Genomic DNA, 16,905 nt, shown 5'->3' on the forward strand with positions numbered 1-16,905 from the left:
GCCAGCTTCGGCAGCCGTGGGCATTGTACGAAGCCGGCCGTACGAGGCGCCAGCGGGTGCAGTCATTCAGCACGGCCGGGCGGGCACAAGCAATCTTTCCCACCCACACGGGCGCTCGTGTACCGTATATCCCGGACACAATGTCCCGGCGGGAACGAGCTGCCAGGCGGAGGAGCGGCCGGATGGCGCATTCCAGCTTCCACCTGCGCGCCACGCTGCTGCCTTACGGCGATGCCGCGAGCGACTTATGGATCGCCGGCGGCCGCATCAGCTTCACGCCGGTGGTCGGCGCACGAGAACTGGCCCCGGCCGGTGGCTTTGCGCTCCCCGGGCTGGTCGACAGCCACGTGCATCTCACCGTCGATTTCGGCCGCCTCGGTCTGCCGCGCGGCAGCGCCGAGCTGGTGGCAGAGAACCGGCGGCGCCAGCTCGCCGCCGGTGTGCTGCTGCTGCGCGACATTGGCTCGGTGAGCGACGCGGCGATCGGGCTGCCCGACGACGACGGGCTGCCAAAGGTGCAGCCGGCGGGGCGCTACCTCGCGCCGGCCGATGGCTACGGCGGGATGCAACGGCCGACAACGCCGGAACGCCTGCCGGAAGTGGCCGCGGGGCAGGCGCGGCTGGCGCCCTGGGTGAAGATCATCGCCGACTGGCCGCGCGTCGCCTCCGACGGCGCGATTCCGGCGCTGCATCGTGGCGAAGTCAACTATTCGGCGGAACGACTGACGGCGGCGGTGGCAGCCGCGCACGCGGCCGGCGCGCGGGTCGCGGTGCACGCCATGTCGCACGCCGCGGTGGCCGCCGCCGTCGCCGCGCGCGTGGACTGCATCGAGCACGCCACGGAGGCGGACGCCGCGCAGGTCGAGGCGATGGCGGCCGCGGGCATCGCCTGGACACCGACGCTGGCCGCCCTCCAGGCGACGCTGCGCAGTGCCGAGCATCGCGGCCAGCCGGATGTCGCCGCGTGGCTGCGCGCCTGCTTCGAACGGCTGCGCACGGTGCTGCCGCGGGCGCGAGCGCTGGGCGTGCCGGTGCTCGCCGGCACCGATGTGCTGCCGCCGGGCGCCGTCGTGCGCGAGGTCGCTGCCTTGCAAGAAAGTGGCCTCACGCCCGCGGATGCCCTGGCGGCCGCCTCCAGCGCGGCGAGATCCTACCTTGGCGTGGCGGGAATCGAAGCCGGCGCTCCGGCGGACCTCGTGCTCTACCCGGTGGACCCGCGCAACGACCCCGAGGTACTGGCCAGCCCGAAGTTGATCATGCTCGGAGGCCAGATCATCAGCCGCGGCGCTTGAAGCGAGGCCGGTGGTATCCAGCCGTGCGAGGCGCCCGGCGCGCCTTCAGACCCGGCCGGCGAGTATCGAGATCTCTCCTTCGCCTGTTGTACGGCACGAAGGAGATGATCCGGGCGATGCGGGCCGCTCAGTTCAGGAACATCGAGTAGAAGGCCGGCAGTCGATCGCGCCGATCGCCAAGGCCGGCGACATCGAGCCGGTGGACGTACTCGTTGATCTGCTTCTTGCGCACGGCGAGGAATTTTTGTACGCCGAGGTCCATCTTGTCCCGGCCGCCGCCCAGCAGCAGCGCTACGGCCTCGAACATCGCGTTGTCCTGGATCTCGGTGAAGAGGACGCCCTCGCCTTTATCCAGATAGGCGTGGATCTCCTCGCGGCGCTCCGGTTCTTTTTCCAGCACGTACTTCAGGTGCATCACGCCGAAGGCCAGGTGGCGCGACTCGTCCTGCGCGCACATGCGAAAGATGCGCTTGTCCACGTCGGTTTGGCCGATCCACTCGCCGCAACGGAACAGGCTCTGCACGAAGCCTTCCGAGAGCACGTGCATGATCGCCGACATCTCGGAGAAGTCGCGCCCGTCCATGATGTTGCGCAGGCCGGCGGCGCCCGTCTCTTGCAGGAGGCCGCCGCCGTTCACCAGGGCGCGCTTGCGAAAGACGTCGAAGTGGCGCGCCTCGTCCATCACCTGCGTCGACAGGAAGAGCTTGGCCTCGAAGTACTCGGCGGGAATCTGCGGAATCCACTTGCCCGGCACGTCGCCGGCGATGAACTCGACCTCGGTCAGGTAGGTGCAGAGCTGGCACATCGCGCGTTCGAGGTCCTCGGGCAACTCGCTGAGCTCACGCCAGGGAATATCCGTCGCCGAGGACCACTGGCGCTGCAGCGCCTCCTCGTAGAGGAAGGTCGCGTTCTCGGCCCAGACGTCGGCGCGATCGCGGATCGTGTAACCCACGCTGGCGACACCGGACCGCGCCTCGGCGCCGCGCGGCAAGTACGTCGCCCGGCGCGTGCTCTCCGGAATCTCGCCGTACGATCCGATGCGAATGTCGTCGAGCGTCAGGCCGCGTTTGCCGGGCCGTGCCCGCACGCCCCATTCCGCCGCGGAAGGGCCGCTCAGCTCCTGAACCCGCGCTTCGATCTCGCGTGTGTCGATCGCCATGACCATGCCCCCCGCGCCTGCATCGCTTTGCCTGTACACAAGTATCCGAATCGACGGCGCAGCCTGTCAATCAACACCGGTCACCAGGCCGCGGGCAACCGCACCCCGGTTCGCGGCCGGGCAGCAATACGTAGGACAGCGGTGCGGCGAGCAGCAATAAGAGGCCGGCGCAGGCGGCGGCGCCTTCACGCCAGCTATTGCGGTAGACGATCGCGCTGAGCCACGGCGTCACCCCGCCAAGCCCGGCAAGCAACGACGCTGCGAGCGCCGGCCAGGCGCCGGCACGCGGCAGGGCGTGCCGCAGTTGTTGCCAGCCGCCTGCCAGCACAGCGGCGCGGGCCAGGCCGAGGAGGATCAGCGTCGCTGTCAGCTGCCAGAGATGCGTCAGGTTCGGCAAGGCCAGCAGCAGGAGCAGGCCGCCGGCCAGGCTGCCCGCCGTGACCGGTGTACGCACGCCGGCGCGGCGCGTGAGGAGCACTGCGCCGTGCATCGCCAGCCCGGTTGCCGCCAGCGAGATCGCGCCAACGAGAATCAACGCCGCGTTCGGCCAGGCGAACTCCTGACCCATCGACCCGTGCAGCGGCAGCGCCGCCCACACGCCGGCTCCCGCGTTCAGCGCCAGCGCGGCGGCGGCCACACAGGCAGGAATAAACTCGGCGCGCCGGCTCAAGCGATGCCCGGCAGGGGCAATTGCATCGCCTGGCCACTGGGGAATGCTTCGATGCCGCGGCGGCGCAGATCCTGCGCGAACTCCGGCGCAAAGCCGTGCAGGGTGTAGACCATGCGCGCCCGTGAAAGCTCTACGTAGCGCAGCAGATCGTCGTAACCGCAGTGGTCGGAGAGCGGGAACGCCTCGTCGCAGCGGTAGCGGAACCTCGCGCCGGAGTCCATCGCCCAGCCGGAAAGCATGGCGAAGCGGAAGCGCCGCTCATCGCCGAAGAGCCGGTTCTTGCGCGACTGCGGCGGGCAGACGATCACGGTGCGATCGTCCGCGGGCGCATCCCAGCCCGCGCACTCGGGCAACTGCACACCGTGGCGGGCGTAGACGGCGTTGATCGCCTGGATCGCGGGGTGCACCAGCGTGGGCAGGCCATGCCGCTGCAGCAGGGCGATCACCTCCTGCGCCTTGCCCAGCGAGTAGGCGAAGAGCACCGGCGTCTGTCGCGTGGCGAAGCCCTGCTCGCAGAAGGCGACGATTTGCGACACAACACGCTCTTCCGGCGGAAAGACGTAGCGCGGCCGCCCGAAGGTCGTCTCCATCACCAGCAGATCGGCCTCGGGCACTACGGCCCTCTCCGTCGTGGCCGAGGGACGCAGCCGCAGATCGCCGGAGTAGAGCAGCCGGCGGCCGCCTGCTTCCACCAGCGCCTGCGCCGAGCCGAGCACGTGCCCGGCGGGATAGAGCGTGAGCCGCGCCGGACCGACTCGCAGCGGCGCATGAAAGGGAAGCGCCCGCAAATCCGCGCCGCCGTAGCGAAGGCGAATCAGGTCGGCGGTCGCCGGCGTGCAGATGGTGCGCGCGTGGCGGCGCACGTGGTCGGAGTGAGCGTGAGAAACCACCGCCAGCGGCCGCGCCGCGTGCGGATCCAGCCACAGGCCGGCGGAGGGGATGCTCACGCCGTCGCCAATTGCGAACGCTTCGTCTCGCATGCCGGGCAGACGCTCCTGCTGGCATCGTACGATACTGTCGCAGCTTCCCGGATCGCCGGTTCGCCCGGTGGGGCCGCCCGCTCCGCGACCGCAACAGCCGGGCAGGAAGGAGGGGCCGTGATCCTGATCTGGGTGTTCGACGGCCTGCGACCGGACCTCGTGCAGCCGGCGCTGATGCCGCGGCTCAACGCCATGCGGCAGCGCGGCGCCTGGTTCAGTCAAAGCTACTGCGCCTTCCCGCCCGTCACGCGCGTCAATGCGGCCACGCTGGCCAGCGGCTCGTCGCCGGCGCTGCACGGCATTCCCGGCAACACGCTGTACCTGCGAGCTGGCGCCGGAGGCCGCTTCGGCAGCACCGGCGACGACGCCGTCCTGCGCGGCCTGCGCGTCGGGTCCGCCGCACCGTTGCTGGGGGCGCCCACGCTGGCGGAAACGCTGGCGGCGCATGGGCAGCACACACTGGTGGTGGGTACAGGCTCGCCCGGCTGTGCCTATCTGCTGCATCCAGAGGTTGGGCGGGCCGGCGGTGCGATCTGGCATCCCGCCTTCTGCGAGCCGGCCGGCCTGGGCGCCCGCGTGGCGGCAGTGCTGGGCCCTCAACCGGACACCACTGGTTACAGCGTCGAGGCGCTCAGCGCCCGCGTCGATTATGCCGCGCGGGCGCTGAGCGAAGTCCTGGTCCCGGCGATCGAGCCGGCGCTGGTCATCTTCTGGTGTACCGTGCCGGACGGACTGCACCACCGCTTCGGTCTGGGCAGCCCGGAGGCAACGGCCGGGCTGCACCGCGCCGATGCGACCTTCGGCGGCGCCATAGATGCCCTGGCCGAGCGGACCGGCAACTCGCTCGATGTGATCGTCACCGCGGACCACGGCTATGCGACCGTCAACCGGCACGTGGATGTGGCGGGCGAACTGGGCGCGACGTGGCGGAGCCGGCGCCACGCGGACGCCTGGGCGGTCACGGTGGATGGCGGTGCGGCGCACCTCTTCGCACGGGACGGCAGGAGGCCGGACGCGGCCCTACGCCGCGTGACGGTCGAAAGCTTGCTCGAGCACGATTGGGCGGGAGCGGTGTTCGCCGGAGAGGAGACGCCCGGGGCGCTGCCGCTGGCTGCGCTGGGCATCGACTGCGCGCGGGCGCCCGACCTGCTCGTGACCTTCGCCTGGAGCGATGCGCCGAACGCCCACGGTTTCCGCGGCCAGAGTCCGGGCGGCGGCGCCATCGCCATCGGCGCCGGCGATCACGGCGGCGCCGCGCCCTTCGAATTGCGAAACACGCTGCTGGCTGCAGGACCGTCGTTCCGGCAGGGCGCGTGGAATGGGGCTGCCGGCATCGGAGACATCGCGCCGACCGTGTGCCGCCTGCTCGGCGTGCCCGCTCCGGCGCGGTGGGACGGGCGTGTGCTGCATGAAGCGCTGGCTGGCCAGGAAGCGGTGCAGACAGGACACGCCGGCGCGGAGTCGGCGGAGCTGCTGATGGCCGGCGAGGACGCCAGGCAGCTCTGGCTTTCATTGGTGCGCCGCGGCAGGAGCGCCTATGTGCAGGCGGCCGGAAGGGGCGACCCGGCCGCCTTTTCTTATGACTGAGCCCGGCGGCGCACTGCCAGGCGCAGCACAATTGCCAGCATCTCCTAAGCGATCAATGGCGTACACTGCTAACGAACACCCTGTCCGACCCGCAGGCGCACCGCGTTGCGGATTCCGTTACCGATCCGTACCGCGACGTGCCGCTGCGTCGATGCGCGGCGCCGGGAGCGGGTGCGACAATCGTGGAGGCGCTGGGCCATGCGGACGAGCGGACGCGGGAGGCGCGCCGCCGGCCGCGAGCGGACAGCACCCCACGAGGAGCGGGGCACGATGGCGGTCGAATCTCCGGCCGGAATCAGTATGTTGGTAGTCAGCGACGGCCGCGATTGGCCCGATGCGACGGCAGGCGGGCTGGAGAAGCTCGGCTGGATGACCTGGCGCATCTCGCCGGCCGATGTCGAACGTGGGGACGTTGCCAGCCGGCCGCCCGAGGTCGCCGTGATCGCCCTCTCGCAACCGCTCGGCTCGATCGTCAACACCGTGCAGAATCTGGACGCCGAGGCGCCGGGCCTGCCAATGATCGTGCTGAGCGACGATCCGGCCGTCGCCGAGCAGGCGCTCTTCGCCGGCGCCATCGCCGTCCTGCCCTGGAGCGCCCGCGCCTCGCTGGTGCATGCGCAGTTGCGCGCCGTGCTGCGCCACGCCGCCGGCACGCGCCCGGCCAGCGAGCCCGCGGGCATTCTGCGCGTGCGCTCGCTCAAGGTCGATTCACTGCGCTGCGAAGTGACCGCCAACCACCGCCGCCTCGACCTGACGCCGACCGAATACCGCATCCTGCACGCCCTGGTGAAGCATGCCGGCCGCGTGCTCGGCGCCGACTTCCTCCTGCAGCAGGCGGCGGGCGTCAACCTCAAAGCGCCGAGTCCCCGCGAGATCGTCAAGGTGCACGTCGCGCGGCTGCGGCGCAAGCTCTTCGAAGCGACCGGCGAACCGGACTACATCGTGAACGTGCGCAACGTCGGCTACTTGCTGGAGCGGCGTCGGCGAACCTCCCGCAGAACACCGGACAGCTCGGCCCCCTGAGCGAGACAACGCCCACGCGCGACTGATTCCGTTGTCGCCCTCATTGCCCGCGCGGTACGATGATCGCAGGAGATCGTCTGGCCGCGAGGGCTCGGTATGCGCTTCCTGCTCGTGGCGATTCTTGGCTATCTAATCGGCGCGCTGCCTGTCGCCTACCTGGTCACGCGCCTGCTCACCGGGCGTGACTTGCGCCGGCTCGGCACCGGCAACGTCGGCGTGATGAACACGATCCGCCAGGCGGGGCTGCCCGCCGGCATGATTGTGTTCCTGGCGGAAGGCGGCAAAGGCGCCGCCGCCGTGGCGCTTGGCCGGGCGCTCACGCGCAACGTAGACGGCGCCTTGCTGGCCGCGTTGCTGGCGCTGATCGGCGTGAACTGGTCGGTGTTTGTCGGCTTCGCGGGCGGGCGCGGTTCAACGCTGTGCGTGTTCGTTTGCCTCGTGATCGCGCCGTGGGTGTTGCTGGGCAGCGCCGCGGTCTGGCTGGCGGTCTATACGCTGCGCCGCGACAACTTCATCGCCACGCGGGTGAACATTATCGCCTTTCCCCTGCTGACGCTGGCGATTACGCACCGCTGGACGTTCTTCGTCTTCGCCTCGCTCGCCTGCCTCGTCGTGCTGCTGCGGCACGACCGCCGCACCGATGACCACTACCAGCTCGCTGTCCAGCCCGTGCGCCACGACGATTGATGCGCGTGCCCAACCCAAATGCATGCACCCCTGCCCCGCGCACGGCGCAAGCCGGCCACGGGCGCTCGATCCGTGGGGCCGGACGCACGATTGCGGAACCGTCGCGCGCACGCAGGAGATGCCGATGAACGCCTTTCACCGCTGGTACTGCCGCTCCGGCCGCTGGCGCCGGCGGCTCTACGACACGATCCTGCCCGGACTCTTCAAAGACGTGGACCTGGGCGACGATCCGCTGGAGATTGGCCCTGGCCCTGGGATCACCACCGACTGGCTGCGCCAGCGCGTGCCGCATCTCACGGCGATCGAGATCGACCGGCGGCTGGCGGCGTCGCTTGAGCAGCGCCTGGCGGGCAGCAACGTCACCGTGATCGAAGGCGACGCGGCGAAGATGCCGTTTCCCGATGCCGCCTTCAGCGCGGCCATCAGCCTGACCATGCTGCATCACGTACCCACGCGGTTGCAGGACCGCCTGCTGGGCGAGGCGTGCCGCGTGCTCAAACCCGGCGGCGTCTTCGTCGGCATCGACAGCACGCCGAGCTTCGTCTGGAACCTCTACCACCTGTTCGACGACCGCTTTCCTGTGGATCCGGACGGTTTCGGCGCGCGGCTGGAGCGCGCCGGCTTCGGCGACGTCAGCGTGCGCCGGAATCCCGGCCGGCCCGGCTTCAGTTTCCGCGCCCGGCGGCCGCCCGCCTGACCCGTTTGCGGTGACGATACGGCGTCCGCCTACTGCGCCGGCGAGTAGGCCGTGGGACGCAGGAAGCGGGCGTTGATCCGCAGCAGCAGCGGGCCGTCGGCCTCCGAGGCGGCGCGCGCCTTCTGCCATTCCTCATCGGCGCCGAACGCCTTCCACTTGCGTTCGCGGTCCCCCATGTCGTCGAAGCGCATCATGTAGACGAGCTCGTTGCTGTAGCCGCCAATCTCGTTGGTCCAGAAGCCGACCACGTCCATCTTGTAACGGGCGAAGATCTTGAGCGTGACCTCCGCGAAGCGCTTGTTCAGCGCCGGAAGCTTGCCGGGCAGGGCCTCGTAGCTGCGCAGCTCGTAAAGCACGGCGGATCTCTCCTTCGCAAGCCGCCCGCCGGCGTCGTCCTGCCGGCACGGCCAGCGCGCATGATACGAAGGGCACGGCGTCTCGGCAATCCGGCACGCCACCCGGTCAGGCAATAGCCCTGTGCTACACTTCCCACGCTGCGGCGGCCGCAGAACGACTGCATGGCGCCCGGCAGTTTTCGTTGAGGACGGCTGCATGATCGCCATCATCGGCGGCACGGGCGATGAGGGGCTCGGCCTGGCCATGCGCTTCGCCGCGGCGGGCGAAGCGGTCGTGATCGGCTCGCGTTCGCACGAGCGCGCGGCGGCGGCGGCGGAGAAGGTGCGCCAGGCCGTGCCCGACGCCCGGGTTGAGGGCGCAGAGAATCCCGAAGCCGTGCGCCGCGCCGAGACCGTGATCATCGCCGTGCCATACTCCGGCCAGCGCGACACGGTGACGGCGCTCAAGGACCTGATCGGCACGAAGCTCACGATCAACATCGTCGTGCCGATGGAGTTCGGCCAGGGCGGCGCCCGTGCCGTGGCGGTGGAGGAAGGCTCCGCCGCCGAGCAGACGAAGGCGATTCTCGGCCCCGACAGCCGGCTGGTGAGCGCCTTTCACAACCTCAGCAGCCATGAATTAATGGCCGTCGGCAAGCCGCTCGACTGCGATGTGCTCGTTTGCGGCGGCGACACGGAGAGCCGCAAGCAGGTGCTCGACCTCGCCGCCAGGCTGCCCGGCTGCCGCGGCATCGATGCCGGCCCCCTGCGCAATTCGCGCTACATTGAGGACATCACCGTGCTCCTGGTCGGCATCAACCGGCGCTACAAGACGCAGTCGGGCGTGCGCATCGTCGGCCTGTCTCAGGACTGATTGGACCGGCCGTCCGCGCTCTCCGAGAGGAAGCCAGCAATGACCCAGTCGCACCAGGCAGCGGACCGCGCCTTCGTGGACGCACAGACGGAGCTGCGCATCCTGCCGCTGCGCGGTATCCCCGAACTGACGCCGGGCGACGACCTGCCCGGCGAGATCGCGCGCGCCGCGGAAGCGAGTGGCGTCGGCCTTCAGACCGGCGACGTGCTGGTGATCGCGCAGAAGGCCGTCTCCAAGGTCGAGGGCTGCCTCGTCGATCTGAACACGATTGAGCCGTCGGCCTTCGCCCGCACCTGGGCCGCGGCCTTCGGCAAGGACCCGCGCCAGACCGAGGTGGTGCTGCGCGAATCGGCGCGCATCGTCAAGATGGCGAACGGTGTGCTGATCTCGGAGACGCGCCACGGCTTCGTCTGCGCCAACGCCGGCGTCGACGCCTCCAACGTCGGCGGCCACGACGTGCTCTGCCTGCTGCCGCCCGATCCTGACGCCTCTGCCGAGGGGATTCGCCAGGCACTGCGCGAGCGGCTCGGCGTCGAGGTCGCGGTGATCATCTCCGACACCTTCGGCCGGCCCTGGCGCGAATCGCTGACCAACGTCGCGATCGGCGTGGCCGGCATGGCGCCGATCCGCGACTACGTCGGCCTGACCGACGCGCACGGCTACGAGCTGCGCGTGACGACGCTCGCCGACGCCGACGAGCTGGCCGGCGCGGCCGAGCTGGTGATGGGCAAGATCGCCGCCGTGCCCGCCGCGATTGTGCGCGGCTTCGTCTACACCCCGGCCGAGGGCTCGGCCCGCCAGCTTGTGCGGGTGCCGGAGCGCGATCTGTTCCGCTGAGCGGCGACAGAAAAGGGAAGGCGACAACACGATGTTCGGGGGACAGGTGGTGCCCTGCGCGGCCTGCGCCAGGCCCGTACCGATGGCGATCGCCAGGGTCGTCAAGGGCCGGCTCTATCACCGCGCCTGCGCGCCGTAATCGCGCGTCTACGAACAACGCGATTGCGATCTGATAGACTGACGCGCATGACACACAGCGCCAACACCTCGGCTCAGTACCAGGAGATCGCCGACCACATCGCCGCCGCCGCCGCCGCGCGATCGCGGGTGCTTGCGCTCACGTCGTCGCTCGACGACGGCGACGGCGCCTGGCCGCCGGCAGCGGGCCAATGGTCGGCGCGGGAGATCGTCGAGCACCTTGTGCTGGCGGAGCAATCCGGCGTGCAGTTCATCTGGCTCGCCGCCGCGGGGGTGCGCGGCGGGGCGCCGCTGTGGAGCGGCGATCCCGTGCACCGCGGCCAATCGATCGAGGCGGTGATCGCCGGCACCTGGCGCTTCAAGGAGGAAGCGCCGGCGAACGCGACGCCGAAGGCGGCCGCGCCGCTGGCCTACTGGCGGGCGGTCTTCGCGGCGCTGCAGCCGGTCCTGGATGCGCTCGGGCTACAGCTCGACGGGCTCGACCTGGAGACAGTGATCTACCCGCATTTCATCTCGGGCCCGCTCGACGCCTGGCAGCGGCTGGAGTTCATCCGCTGGCACATCGAGCATCACCAGCAGCAGCTCGAGGCGGCGCTCGCGGCGCTCGCGAAGCGCGGCAGCAGATAGCCCGAGGCCGACCTCGACAGGCGATGCCGTGGCGATCGTCGCGCCTTCGCCGCAAGCGCTACGGCCAGAACAGCCGCGCCGCCGCCTGGCGCAGCTCCGAGCGGTGGTCCGGGTGCGCGATCGCGATCAGCGCTTCCGCCCGCTCGCGCACCGAGCGGTTGAGCAGGCGGGCGATACCGTACTCGGTGACGACGATGTCGGCGAGGTCGCGCGGCACGGTCACGATCTGCCCGGCGTCGAACTGCGGCGCGATGCGCGAGACCGTGCCGCCTCGGGCGGTAGACGGCAGCACCACGACGTAGCGCCCGCCGCGCGACATGAAGGCGCCGATGGCAAACGCGAGCTGCCCGCCGGTACCGCTGAAGATGCGCGGTCCGATCGTCGAGGCGGCGATCTGACCGGTCAGGTCGACGGCCAGCGCATTGTTGATCGCCACGTAGTTGTCGTTGGCGGCGATGCTGCGCGGGTCGTGCAGGTAGTCGACGGCGCGGAACTCGAAGGCGGGGTTGCCGTCGATGAAGGCCACGTCCTCGGGGCTGTTGCCCGCGGCGGTGGTGACGAACTTGTGCGGGTGCGTCGTCATGCAACGGCCGGTGATCACGCCCTCTCGCGCCAGATCCACGGTGCCGGGCACGGTCAGCTCGCCGAAGTAGCCGAGGTCGTGCTTGCCGTTCAGGCCGCCGAGCCGCACCAGGTTGCCCGTCGTGCTGCCGACGCCGATCTGGATCGTATCGCGGTCGTGCACGATCGAGCCGGCGTAGCCGGCGATCGCCGCGTCCCACGGGTCCGGATCGGGATAGGCGCGCGGCTGCGGCGCGGTGTGGTCCTCCACGAACCAATCGATCGCGGAGACGGGCAGCCAGGAATCGCCGAAGGTGCGAGGCAGATGCTGGTTCACGGTCGCGATCACCCGGCGAGCACGGGGCACGACGCTGCCGGCGTCCCACACCGCGTTGCCCAGGCAGACGTAGCCCTGCTCGTTCGGCGGCGAGACGGTGATGATCGCCGTATCGATCGGCCGCGCCTCTTCGCGGTTCTCATCGATCGCCCTGTGCGCCCCGTAGATCATGAAGGGCGTGTAATCGGCAGTGCGGCGTGCGAGCGCCTCGTGCGAGACGGGGTTGGCGTGGATCACGCTGATCTCGATCGCGCCGGCCAGCTCGGGCGCAAACCAGCCGAGATCGCCGACGGGCATGCAGGTAATGCGCACCTCGCTCAGCCCGGCACGGCGAGCGAGCAGCGCCGCGACCACGCTCCGGGTTTGCATGCCGACAGGTATGTAGAGGTGCTCGCCGGAGCGAATCTGCGCCGCCGCCTGCTCGGCCGAAACCAGCCGTTCGGCGTACCACGCCTGCCAATCCGGCCGCAACGCGGGCCGCGCGACGAGACTCATGCTGCGCTCCCCCTCAGGCCGCGGCGGCCCGCTCAGCGGCGATTCGCCAAACGTCCTGCCCGCCGGCAGCAGCGCCGGTCAATCCTCCAGATACTTGCGAGGATGGCGGCCGTCGGCGCCGCCGAGCAGGTTGCCGTGGATGCTGTAGCCGAGCAACTCCTGCAAGCGTGGCGGGAGATCTCGGGCCGTGGCCCTGGGCACGGCCAGGAAGTGGTTCTCCTGCGGCCGCAGCCAACCGGCGCAGTACTCGAGGATCACGCCGAGCCGCGGCCGGTCCGTGCGGTTGGCTCCGCCGCCGTGGAAGACGCTGCCGAGGAAGAACATCACCGAGCCGGCGTGCGCGCGTCCGGGCGGCGATCCGCCCACTTGTGGCTTCCGGGCACGACGTGCGTGGCGCCGTTCTCGACGGTGAAGTCGTCCAGCGCCCACATCGTATTGACGATCAGCTCTTGATGCGGGCGTGGTAAGGGATAGACGCCGTCGTCGGGATGCAGGTTCTGCGCGGTCTCGCCGGGGCCGATCTCGATGCCCTGCGGCGCGCTCAGCTGGTAGCTTCCCAGCACACGGTCCAACACGCCGAGCACCAGCGGATGCGTGGCCGGGCCGTCGAAGGCGCGGGTCCTGGCGAAGAGGCCGTAGATGCGCCGCGTCTTGAAGCCTTCGAAGTCGTTGCGGCCGTGCGGCGTCAGGTCGAGGATTCGCGTCAGCTCGGCGCGCTTCTCCCGCGCCTCGGCCGCGCTCAGGATCCCCTCGACGATAGCGTAGCCGTCGCGATCGAGCGTGGCGAGCACATCTTCGACGGCAACGGCCGCGGTGAGCGCGGTCATAGCGATCCTCCCGGCGATACCCTCAGGCCGGCTCCTCGACGCTGACGACGATCGCGGCGCAGGCCAGCAGCGTATCGCCGAGCGGGGCGCGCAGACCGCCTTCAATCGCATGCACTGTGACCTCGCCGTGCGGCAGTTCGCTCTTGACGCGCTCCAGGTCCACGCTCACGGCGTTGGGCACGCCGATCGTGACGTCCACCAGCATGCGGCCGCCGCGCTCGCGCACGTCGCGGAAGAAGGCGAGGCTGGAGTGACGGATGGCGTCGGAGACGGCGCGGCAGGCCGCCTTGGTGCTGTCGTCGCCGTGCACATCGACGCCCATACCCATCTCCAGCACGTACGGCTTCGCCGCCATCGATCACCTCCGCACTTGTGCCGCCAGCGTACCGCGCCGCCCGCCATCCCGCGAGATCGCTGATGCCCCCGGGAACCCGAAGCCTGCAAAACTGGCAACTTCCGCAGCTACCCCCTCTCCATTCCCCTCCCCATGGCATGGAGAGGGGGCCAGGGGGTGAGGCCACGCGCTACAATGCCGGCGCTGACGTTTACGCGAGCGAGAGGAGCAAGCCGATGGTCGCGGAGAACCTGGTCGCCACCAAGCCGGAGGATGTCGGGGTCGACAGCGAGAAGCTGGAGGCGTTGTTTGCGCGGGCGAAGCGCGATGTGGACGAGGGCGGGCTGCCCAGCGCCCAGGTCGCGGTGGCGCGGCACGGCAGGCTCGCCGGCATGCGCACCTTCGGCCGGGCCGTGCAGGGCGGGGCGATGCGTCCGGCCACGGATCAAACGCTGTATACGATCTTCTCTTGCACGAAGGCGATCGTGGCCGCGGCGGTGTGGACGCTGTTCGAGGACGGTCTTCTGCGCCTGGACGAGCGCGTGGTGGACATCATCCCGGAGTTCAACACCAACGGCAAGGATGTGATCACCGTCGAGCAGGTGCTGCTGCACACGGCCGGCTTCCCCATGGCGCCGCTGGGACCGGGCCAGTGGGAGACGCGCGAGGGCCGGCTCGCGGCGTTCTCGCGCTGGCGGCTGAACTGGGAGCCGGGCAGCCGCTTCCAGTACCATGCGACCTCGGCGCACTGGGTGCTGGTGGAGATCATTGAGCGGCGCACCGGCGTGGAATACCACCGCTTCCTTCGCGAGCGCATCCTCGACCCGATGGGGCTGGACGAGCTGTACGTCGGCCTGCCGCGCGATCAGAACGAGCGAGTGGCCGACGTGCTCCACGTGGTGGAACCCACGCCGCCGCCGGGTGGCTGGGGCGAAGTCACGCCGAACATCATCCTGCGGTTCAACAGCCCGGAGCAGCGCGAGGTCGGCGTACCGGGCGGCGGCGGTATCGCCACGGCCGGTCAGCTCGCCCTCTTCTACCAACCGCTGATCAACCGTGGCGAGACGGCGGCCGGCAAGCGAATCATGAAGCCTGAAACGATCGCGTTCGCGACGGCGGTGCGCACGCTGGGACGCTACACCGACCCGATGACCAACCTGCCGGTGAGCCGCGGCCTCTCGATTATTGTGGCGAACAACGACGGCCACGCGCACGAGCGGGGCTTCGGCCACAACGCCTCGCCGAAGGCGTTCGGCCACGCCGGCGCCGGCGGCCAGGTCGCCTGGGGCGACCCTGAGACGGGCATCTCGGTCGGCTACTGCACCAACGGCTTTGTCAATCCTGAAGACCTGGGCCGGCGCACGCTGGCGATCAGCAGCCTCGCCGGCGCCTGCGTGAAGGGCTGAGGGGCGCGCGTGGCCCCTATCCTCTTCATGAAAGGTCTCCCACCGATGCGCTGTGCTATGGCCCCAATACCAGTGAAAGGGCGATCGCGGGGGAAGCTCCGGAGTGCGAGCTGGTTACTCAGACAGCGTTGACCGCGGCTGCGGGCGCGAAGGGCAGAGGGCGTGCGCCCCGCCCGGTGGCCTGTGCATCGCGCCTTCAGCCCCGATCCCCGCCGTAGATCTCCCTTTCCCCTAGTATTGGGGGAAGGGGCCGGGGGATGGGGGCCGCGGCCGCGCGACATCCACTTTCACCCGCTGGCCGCGGATCGTCGCCTGGCGCAGCGCGTCGATGATGCGCTGCGCCAGGCGATCGTCGACTTCGACGAAGGTGAACTGATCGTAGATATCGATGCTGCCGACGGCGTCGCCGGGCACGCGCGCCTCGTTGGCGATCGCGCCTACCAGGTCGCCCGGCCGCAAGCCTTGGTTGCGGCCAATCTCGATGAACAGCCGGGTGCGGCCGTGCTCAGTCGGGCCGGCCTCGGCCTCGGCCGCGGCGACGGGACGCGAGCCGTCACGCTCGGCCGCCAGCTTCATCGCCGCTGCCGCGATCTCGGCCATATCGAAGTCCTCGGAGAGGTCTTCGACCGCGGCCAGATACTCCTCCAGCCCGCCGTGTTCCAGCGTCGTACGCACGCCGTCGCGCAACAGCTCGATGCGCCGCGCCGCCACGTCCGCGAGCGTCGGCATGCGCATCGGCTTGATCTTGCGTGCGACGGCGCGCTCGATCAGGCGCAGCAACCGCTGTTCGCGCGGCGTGACCAGCGTGACCGCGGTGCCCGTGCGCCCGGCGCGGCCCGTACGGCCGATCCGGTGCACGTAGGCTCCCGGATCCTCTGGGATGTCGAAGTTGAAGACGTGCGAGACATTCTCGATGTCGAGCCCCCGCGCGGCCACGTCCGTCGCCACCAGCACATCCGCCTGTCCGGAGCGAAAACGGGCCATCACCCGGTCGCGCTGTGTTTGGCTCAGGTCGCCGTGGATCGCCTCCGCCGCGTAGCCGCGCGAGACGAGCGCCTCACCCAGATCGTCCACCTCGCGCCGCGTCCGGCAGAAGACGATCGCCGCCGTCGGCGACTCGACGTCGAGGATACGGCTGAGCGCATCGAGCTTGGTGCGCGGGCTGACTTCGACGTAGCGCTGCTCGATCTGCGGGACCGTAACCTTCTCCGCGGCGATCGTCACGTTCTCGGGGTCGCGCATGTACTGCCGGGCCAGGCGGCGCACCGCCGGCGCGATCGTGGCGGAGAAGAGCGCCGTCTGGCGTGACTCCGGCGTCTGCCGCAGGATCTCCTCGATGTCCTCGATGAAGCCCATGTCCAGCATCTCGTCCGCCTCATCGAGCACGACGAAGCGCACGCCGTCGAGGCGCAGAGAGCCTCGGCGCAGATGGTCGAGCAGCCGGCCCGGCGTGCCGACCACGATCTGCACGCCGGAGCGCAGGGCGCGCAACTGGCGGTCGATCGGCTGGCCGCCGTAGACGGGCGCCACGCGCACCTCGCGCTTGCGGCCGAACCGGTGCGTCGCCTCGGCCACCTGCACGGCCAACTCGCGCGTCGGCGCCAGCACGAGCACCTGCACCTCGCTGCGGTTCTCGGAGATGCCCTGCACAGCCGGCAGCGCAAAGGCGGCGGTTTTGCCCGAGCCGGTCTGCGCCTGCGCGATCAGGTCGCGCCCGGCGAGCAGCACGGGGATGGCGCGGCGCTGCACCGGGGTCGGCTCTTCGTAGCCCAGCGCGTCCACCGTCTCGACCAGGTCGTCCGCAAGGCCCAGATCCCGGAACTCGGCTGCTGGCAAGGCTCGCTCCTGCTGGCGTACGGTGTTTGCCCACAGCGTAACAGGTGCGGGCGCCATCCCTGCCCTTGCAGTCGAGCGACAATGCGGATGCCGCCGTAAGCGCGCCGAAAAAGAGGCGCATCGCGCCGCGTCGCACAAGTGCGCGCGAGTGCCACGATGGTCGCCGACGCCGCGAAACGCCGGCGGCCACCGTGGCTCGTAGC

18 protein-coding genes are annotated in these 16,905 nt (G+C 70.2%); 9 read left to right on the forward strand and 9 right to left on the reverse strand.

Annotated elements, in window-relative coordinates; translation table 11 throughout:
- Positions 1 to 182 precede the first annotated feature (182 nt).
- Entirely contained in the window at positions 183 to 1,292 is a 1,110-nt protein-coding gene (locus VKV26_04445) for an amidohydrolase family protein (GenBank protein HLZ69141.1), read from the forward strand.
- A gap of 127 nt (positions 1,293 to 1,419) precedes the next feature.
- Here the strand turns inward: VKV26_04445 and VKV26_04450 are convergent, their stop codons facing one another.
- From VKV26_04450 to VKV26_04460, 3 genes are all read right to left on the reverse strand, one after another.
- On the reverse strand, positions 1,420 to 2,451 hold the full coding sequence (locus VKV26_04450; protein ID HLZ69142.1) for a ferritin-like domain-containing protein: 1,032 nt from the start codon (positions 2,449 to 2,451) through the stop codon (positions 1,420 to 1,422).
- 70 nt (positions 2,452 to 2,521) lie between these two features.
- Positions 2,522 to 3,121 carry a hypothetical protein gene (locus VKV26_04455; GenBank protein HLZ69143.1) on the reverse strand — a complete coding sequence of 200 codons (600 nt, stop codon included), beginning with the start codon at positions 3,119 to 3,121 and terminating at the stop codon, positions 2,522 to 2,524.
- A complete protein-coding gene (locus VKV26_04460) occupies positions 3,118 to 4,101 on the reverse strand; it encodes an MBL fold metallo-hydrolase (GenBank protein ID HLZ69144.1) in 984 nt (327 codons plus the stop codon). The genes VKV26_04455 and VKV26_04460 overlap by 4 nt, the downstream gene beginning before the upstream one ends.
- 117 nt (positions 4,102 to 4,218) lie before the next feature.
- On the opposite strand from VKV26_04460, the gene VKV26_04465 reads away from it, so the two are divergent.
- The 4 genes from VKV26_04465 (at position 4,219) to VKV26_04480 (ending at position 8,095) form a co-directional block, all read left to right on the forward strand.
- On the forward strand, positions 4,219 to 5,688 hold the full coding sequence (locus VKV26_04465) for an alkaline phosphatase family protein (protein HLZ69145.1): 1,470 nt from the start codon (positions 4,219 to 4,221) through the stop codon (positions 5,686 to 5,688).
- 270 nt (positions 5,689 to 5,958) lie between these two features.
- Entirely contained in the window at positions 5,959 to 6,711 is a 753-nt protein-coding gene (locus VKV26_04470; GenBank protein ID HLZ69146.1) for a response regulator transcription factor, read from the forward strand.
- 96 nt (positions 6,712 to 6,807) lie between these two features.
- Complete coding sequence (locus tag VKV26_04475) at positions 6,808 to 7,398, forward strand: glycerol-3-phosphate acyltransferase (GenBank protein ID HLZ69147.1); 591 nt, start codon at positions 6,808 to 6,810, stop codon at positions 7,396 to 7,398.
- A 124-nt stretch (positions 7,399 to 7,522) separates the two neighbouring features.
- A complete protein-coding gene (locus tag VKV26_04480) occupies positions 7,523 to 8,095 on the forward strand; it encodes a class I SAM-dependent methyltransferase (protein HLZ69148.1) in 573 nt (190 codons plus the stop codon).
- A 29-nt stretch (positions 8,096 to 8,124) separates the two neighbouring features.
- Here the strand turns inward: VKV26_04480 and VKV26_04485 are convergent, their stop codons facing one another.
- Positions 8,125 to 8,451, reverse strand: coding sequence for an NIPSNAP family protein (locus VKV26_04485; GenBank protein ID HLZ69149.1), 327 nt, complete (start codon positions 8,449 to 8,451; stop codon positions 8,125 to 8,127).
- A 196-nt stretch (positions 8,452 to 8,647) separates the two neighbouring features.
- Between VKV26_04485 and npdG the strand changes: the two genes are divergently transcribed.
- From npdG to VKV26_04500, 3 genes are all read left to right on the forward strand, one after another.
- Positions 8,648 to 9,304 carry an NADPH-dependent F420 reductase gene (gene npdG, locus VKV26_04490; GenBank protein HLZ69150.1) on the forward strand — a complete coding sequence of 219 codons (657 nt, stop codon included), beginning with the start codon at positions 8,648 to 8,650 and terminating at the stop codon, positions 9,302 to 9,304.
- 39 nt (positions 9,305 to 9,343) lie between these two features.
- Positions 9,344 to 10,141 carry a coenzyme F420-0:L-glutamate ligase gene (gene cofE, locus VKV26_04495; protein ID HLZ69151.1) on the forward strand — a complete coding sequence of 266 codons (798 nt, stop codon included), beginning with the start codon at positions 9,344 to 9,346 and terminating at the stop codon, positions 10,139 to 10,141.
- Positions 10,142 to 10,327: 186 nt separating this feature from the next.
- Positions 10,328 to 10,906, forward strand: coding sequence for a DinB family protein (locus VKV26_04500; GenBank protein ID HLZ69152.1), 579 nt, complete (start codon positions 10,328 to 10,330; stop codon positions 10,904 to 10,906).
- Between the two features lie 58 nt (positions 10,907 to 10,964).
- Here the strand turns inward: VKV26_04500 and VKV26_04505 are convergent, their stop codons facing one another.
- The 4 genes from VKV26_04505 to VKV26_04520 all read right to left on the reverse strand — a co-directional run bounded on the left by VKV26_04505 (position 10,965) and on the right by VKV26_04520 (position 13,481).
- Positions 10,965 to 12,299: an acetyl-CoA hydrolase/transferase C-terminal domain-containing protein gene (locus VKV26_04505; GenBank protein HLZ69153.1), complete on the reverse strand. Its 1,335-nt coding sequence runs from the start codon at positions 12,297 to 12,299 to the stop codon at positions 10,965 to 10,967.
- Between the two features lie 78 nt (positions 12,300 to 12,377).
- Positions 12,378 to 12,665 carry a phytanoyl-CoA dioxygenase family protein gene (locus VKV26_04510; protein HLZ69154.1) on the reverse strand — a complete coding sequence of 96 codons (288 nt, stop codon included), beginning with the start codon at positions 12,663 to 12,665 and terminating at the stop codon, positions 12,378 to 12,380.
- Positions 12,623 to 13,126, reverse strand: coding sequence for a phytanoyl-CoA dioxygenase family protein (locus VKV26_04515; protein HLZ69155.1), 504 nt, complete (start codon positions 13,124 to 13,126; stop codon positions 12,623 to 12,625). The genes VKV26_04510 and VKV26_04515 overlap by 43 nt, the downstream gene beginning before the upstream one ends.
- A 22-nt stretch (positions 13,127 to 13,148) precedes the next feature.
- Positions 13,149 to 13,481 (reverse strand): Lin0512 family protein, encoded by a 333-nt coding sequence (locus VKV26_04520; protein ID HLZ69156.1) that lies wholly within the window; start codon positions 13,479 to 13,481, stop codon positions 13,149 to 13,151.
- A 215-nt stretch (positions 13,482 to 13,696) separates the two neighbouring features.
- Here VKV26_04520 and VKV26_04525 point away from each other — a divergent pair, with 215 nt between their 5' ends.
- A complete protein-coding gene (locus VKV26_04525; protein HLZ69157.1) occupies positions 13,697 to 14,866 on the forward strand; it encodes a serine hydrolase domain-containing protein in 1,170 nt (389 codons plus the stop codon).
- A gap of 231 nt (positions 14,867 to 15,097) precedes the next feature.
- Here the strand turns inward: VKV26_04525 and VKV26_04530 are convergent, their stop codons facing one another.
- Positions 15,098 to 16,702, reverse strand: coding sequence for a DEAD/DEAH box helicase (locus VKV26_04530; protein ID HLZ69158.1), 1,605 nt, complete (start codon positions 16,700 to 16,702; stop codon positions 15,098 to 15,100).
- Positions 16,703 to 16,905: the final 203 nt, after the last annotated feature.

This window comes from Dehalococcoidia bacterium, from assembly GCA_035310145.1.
Taxonomy (GTDB): Bacteria; Chloroflexota; Dehalococcoidia; order CAUJGQ01; family CAUJGQ01; genus CALFMN01.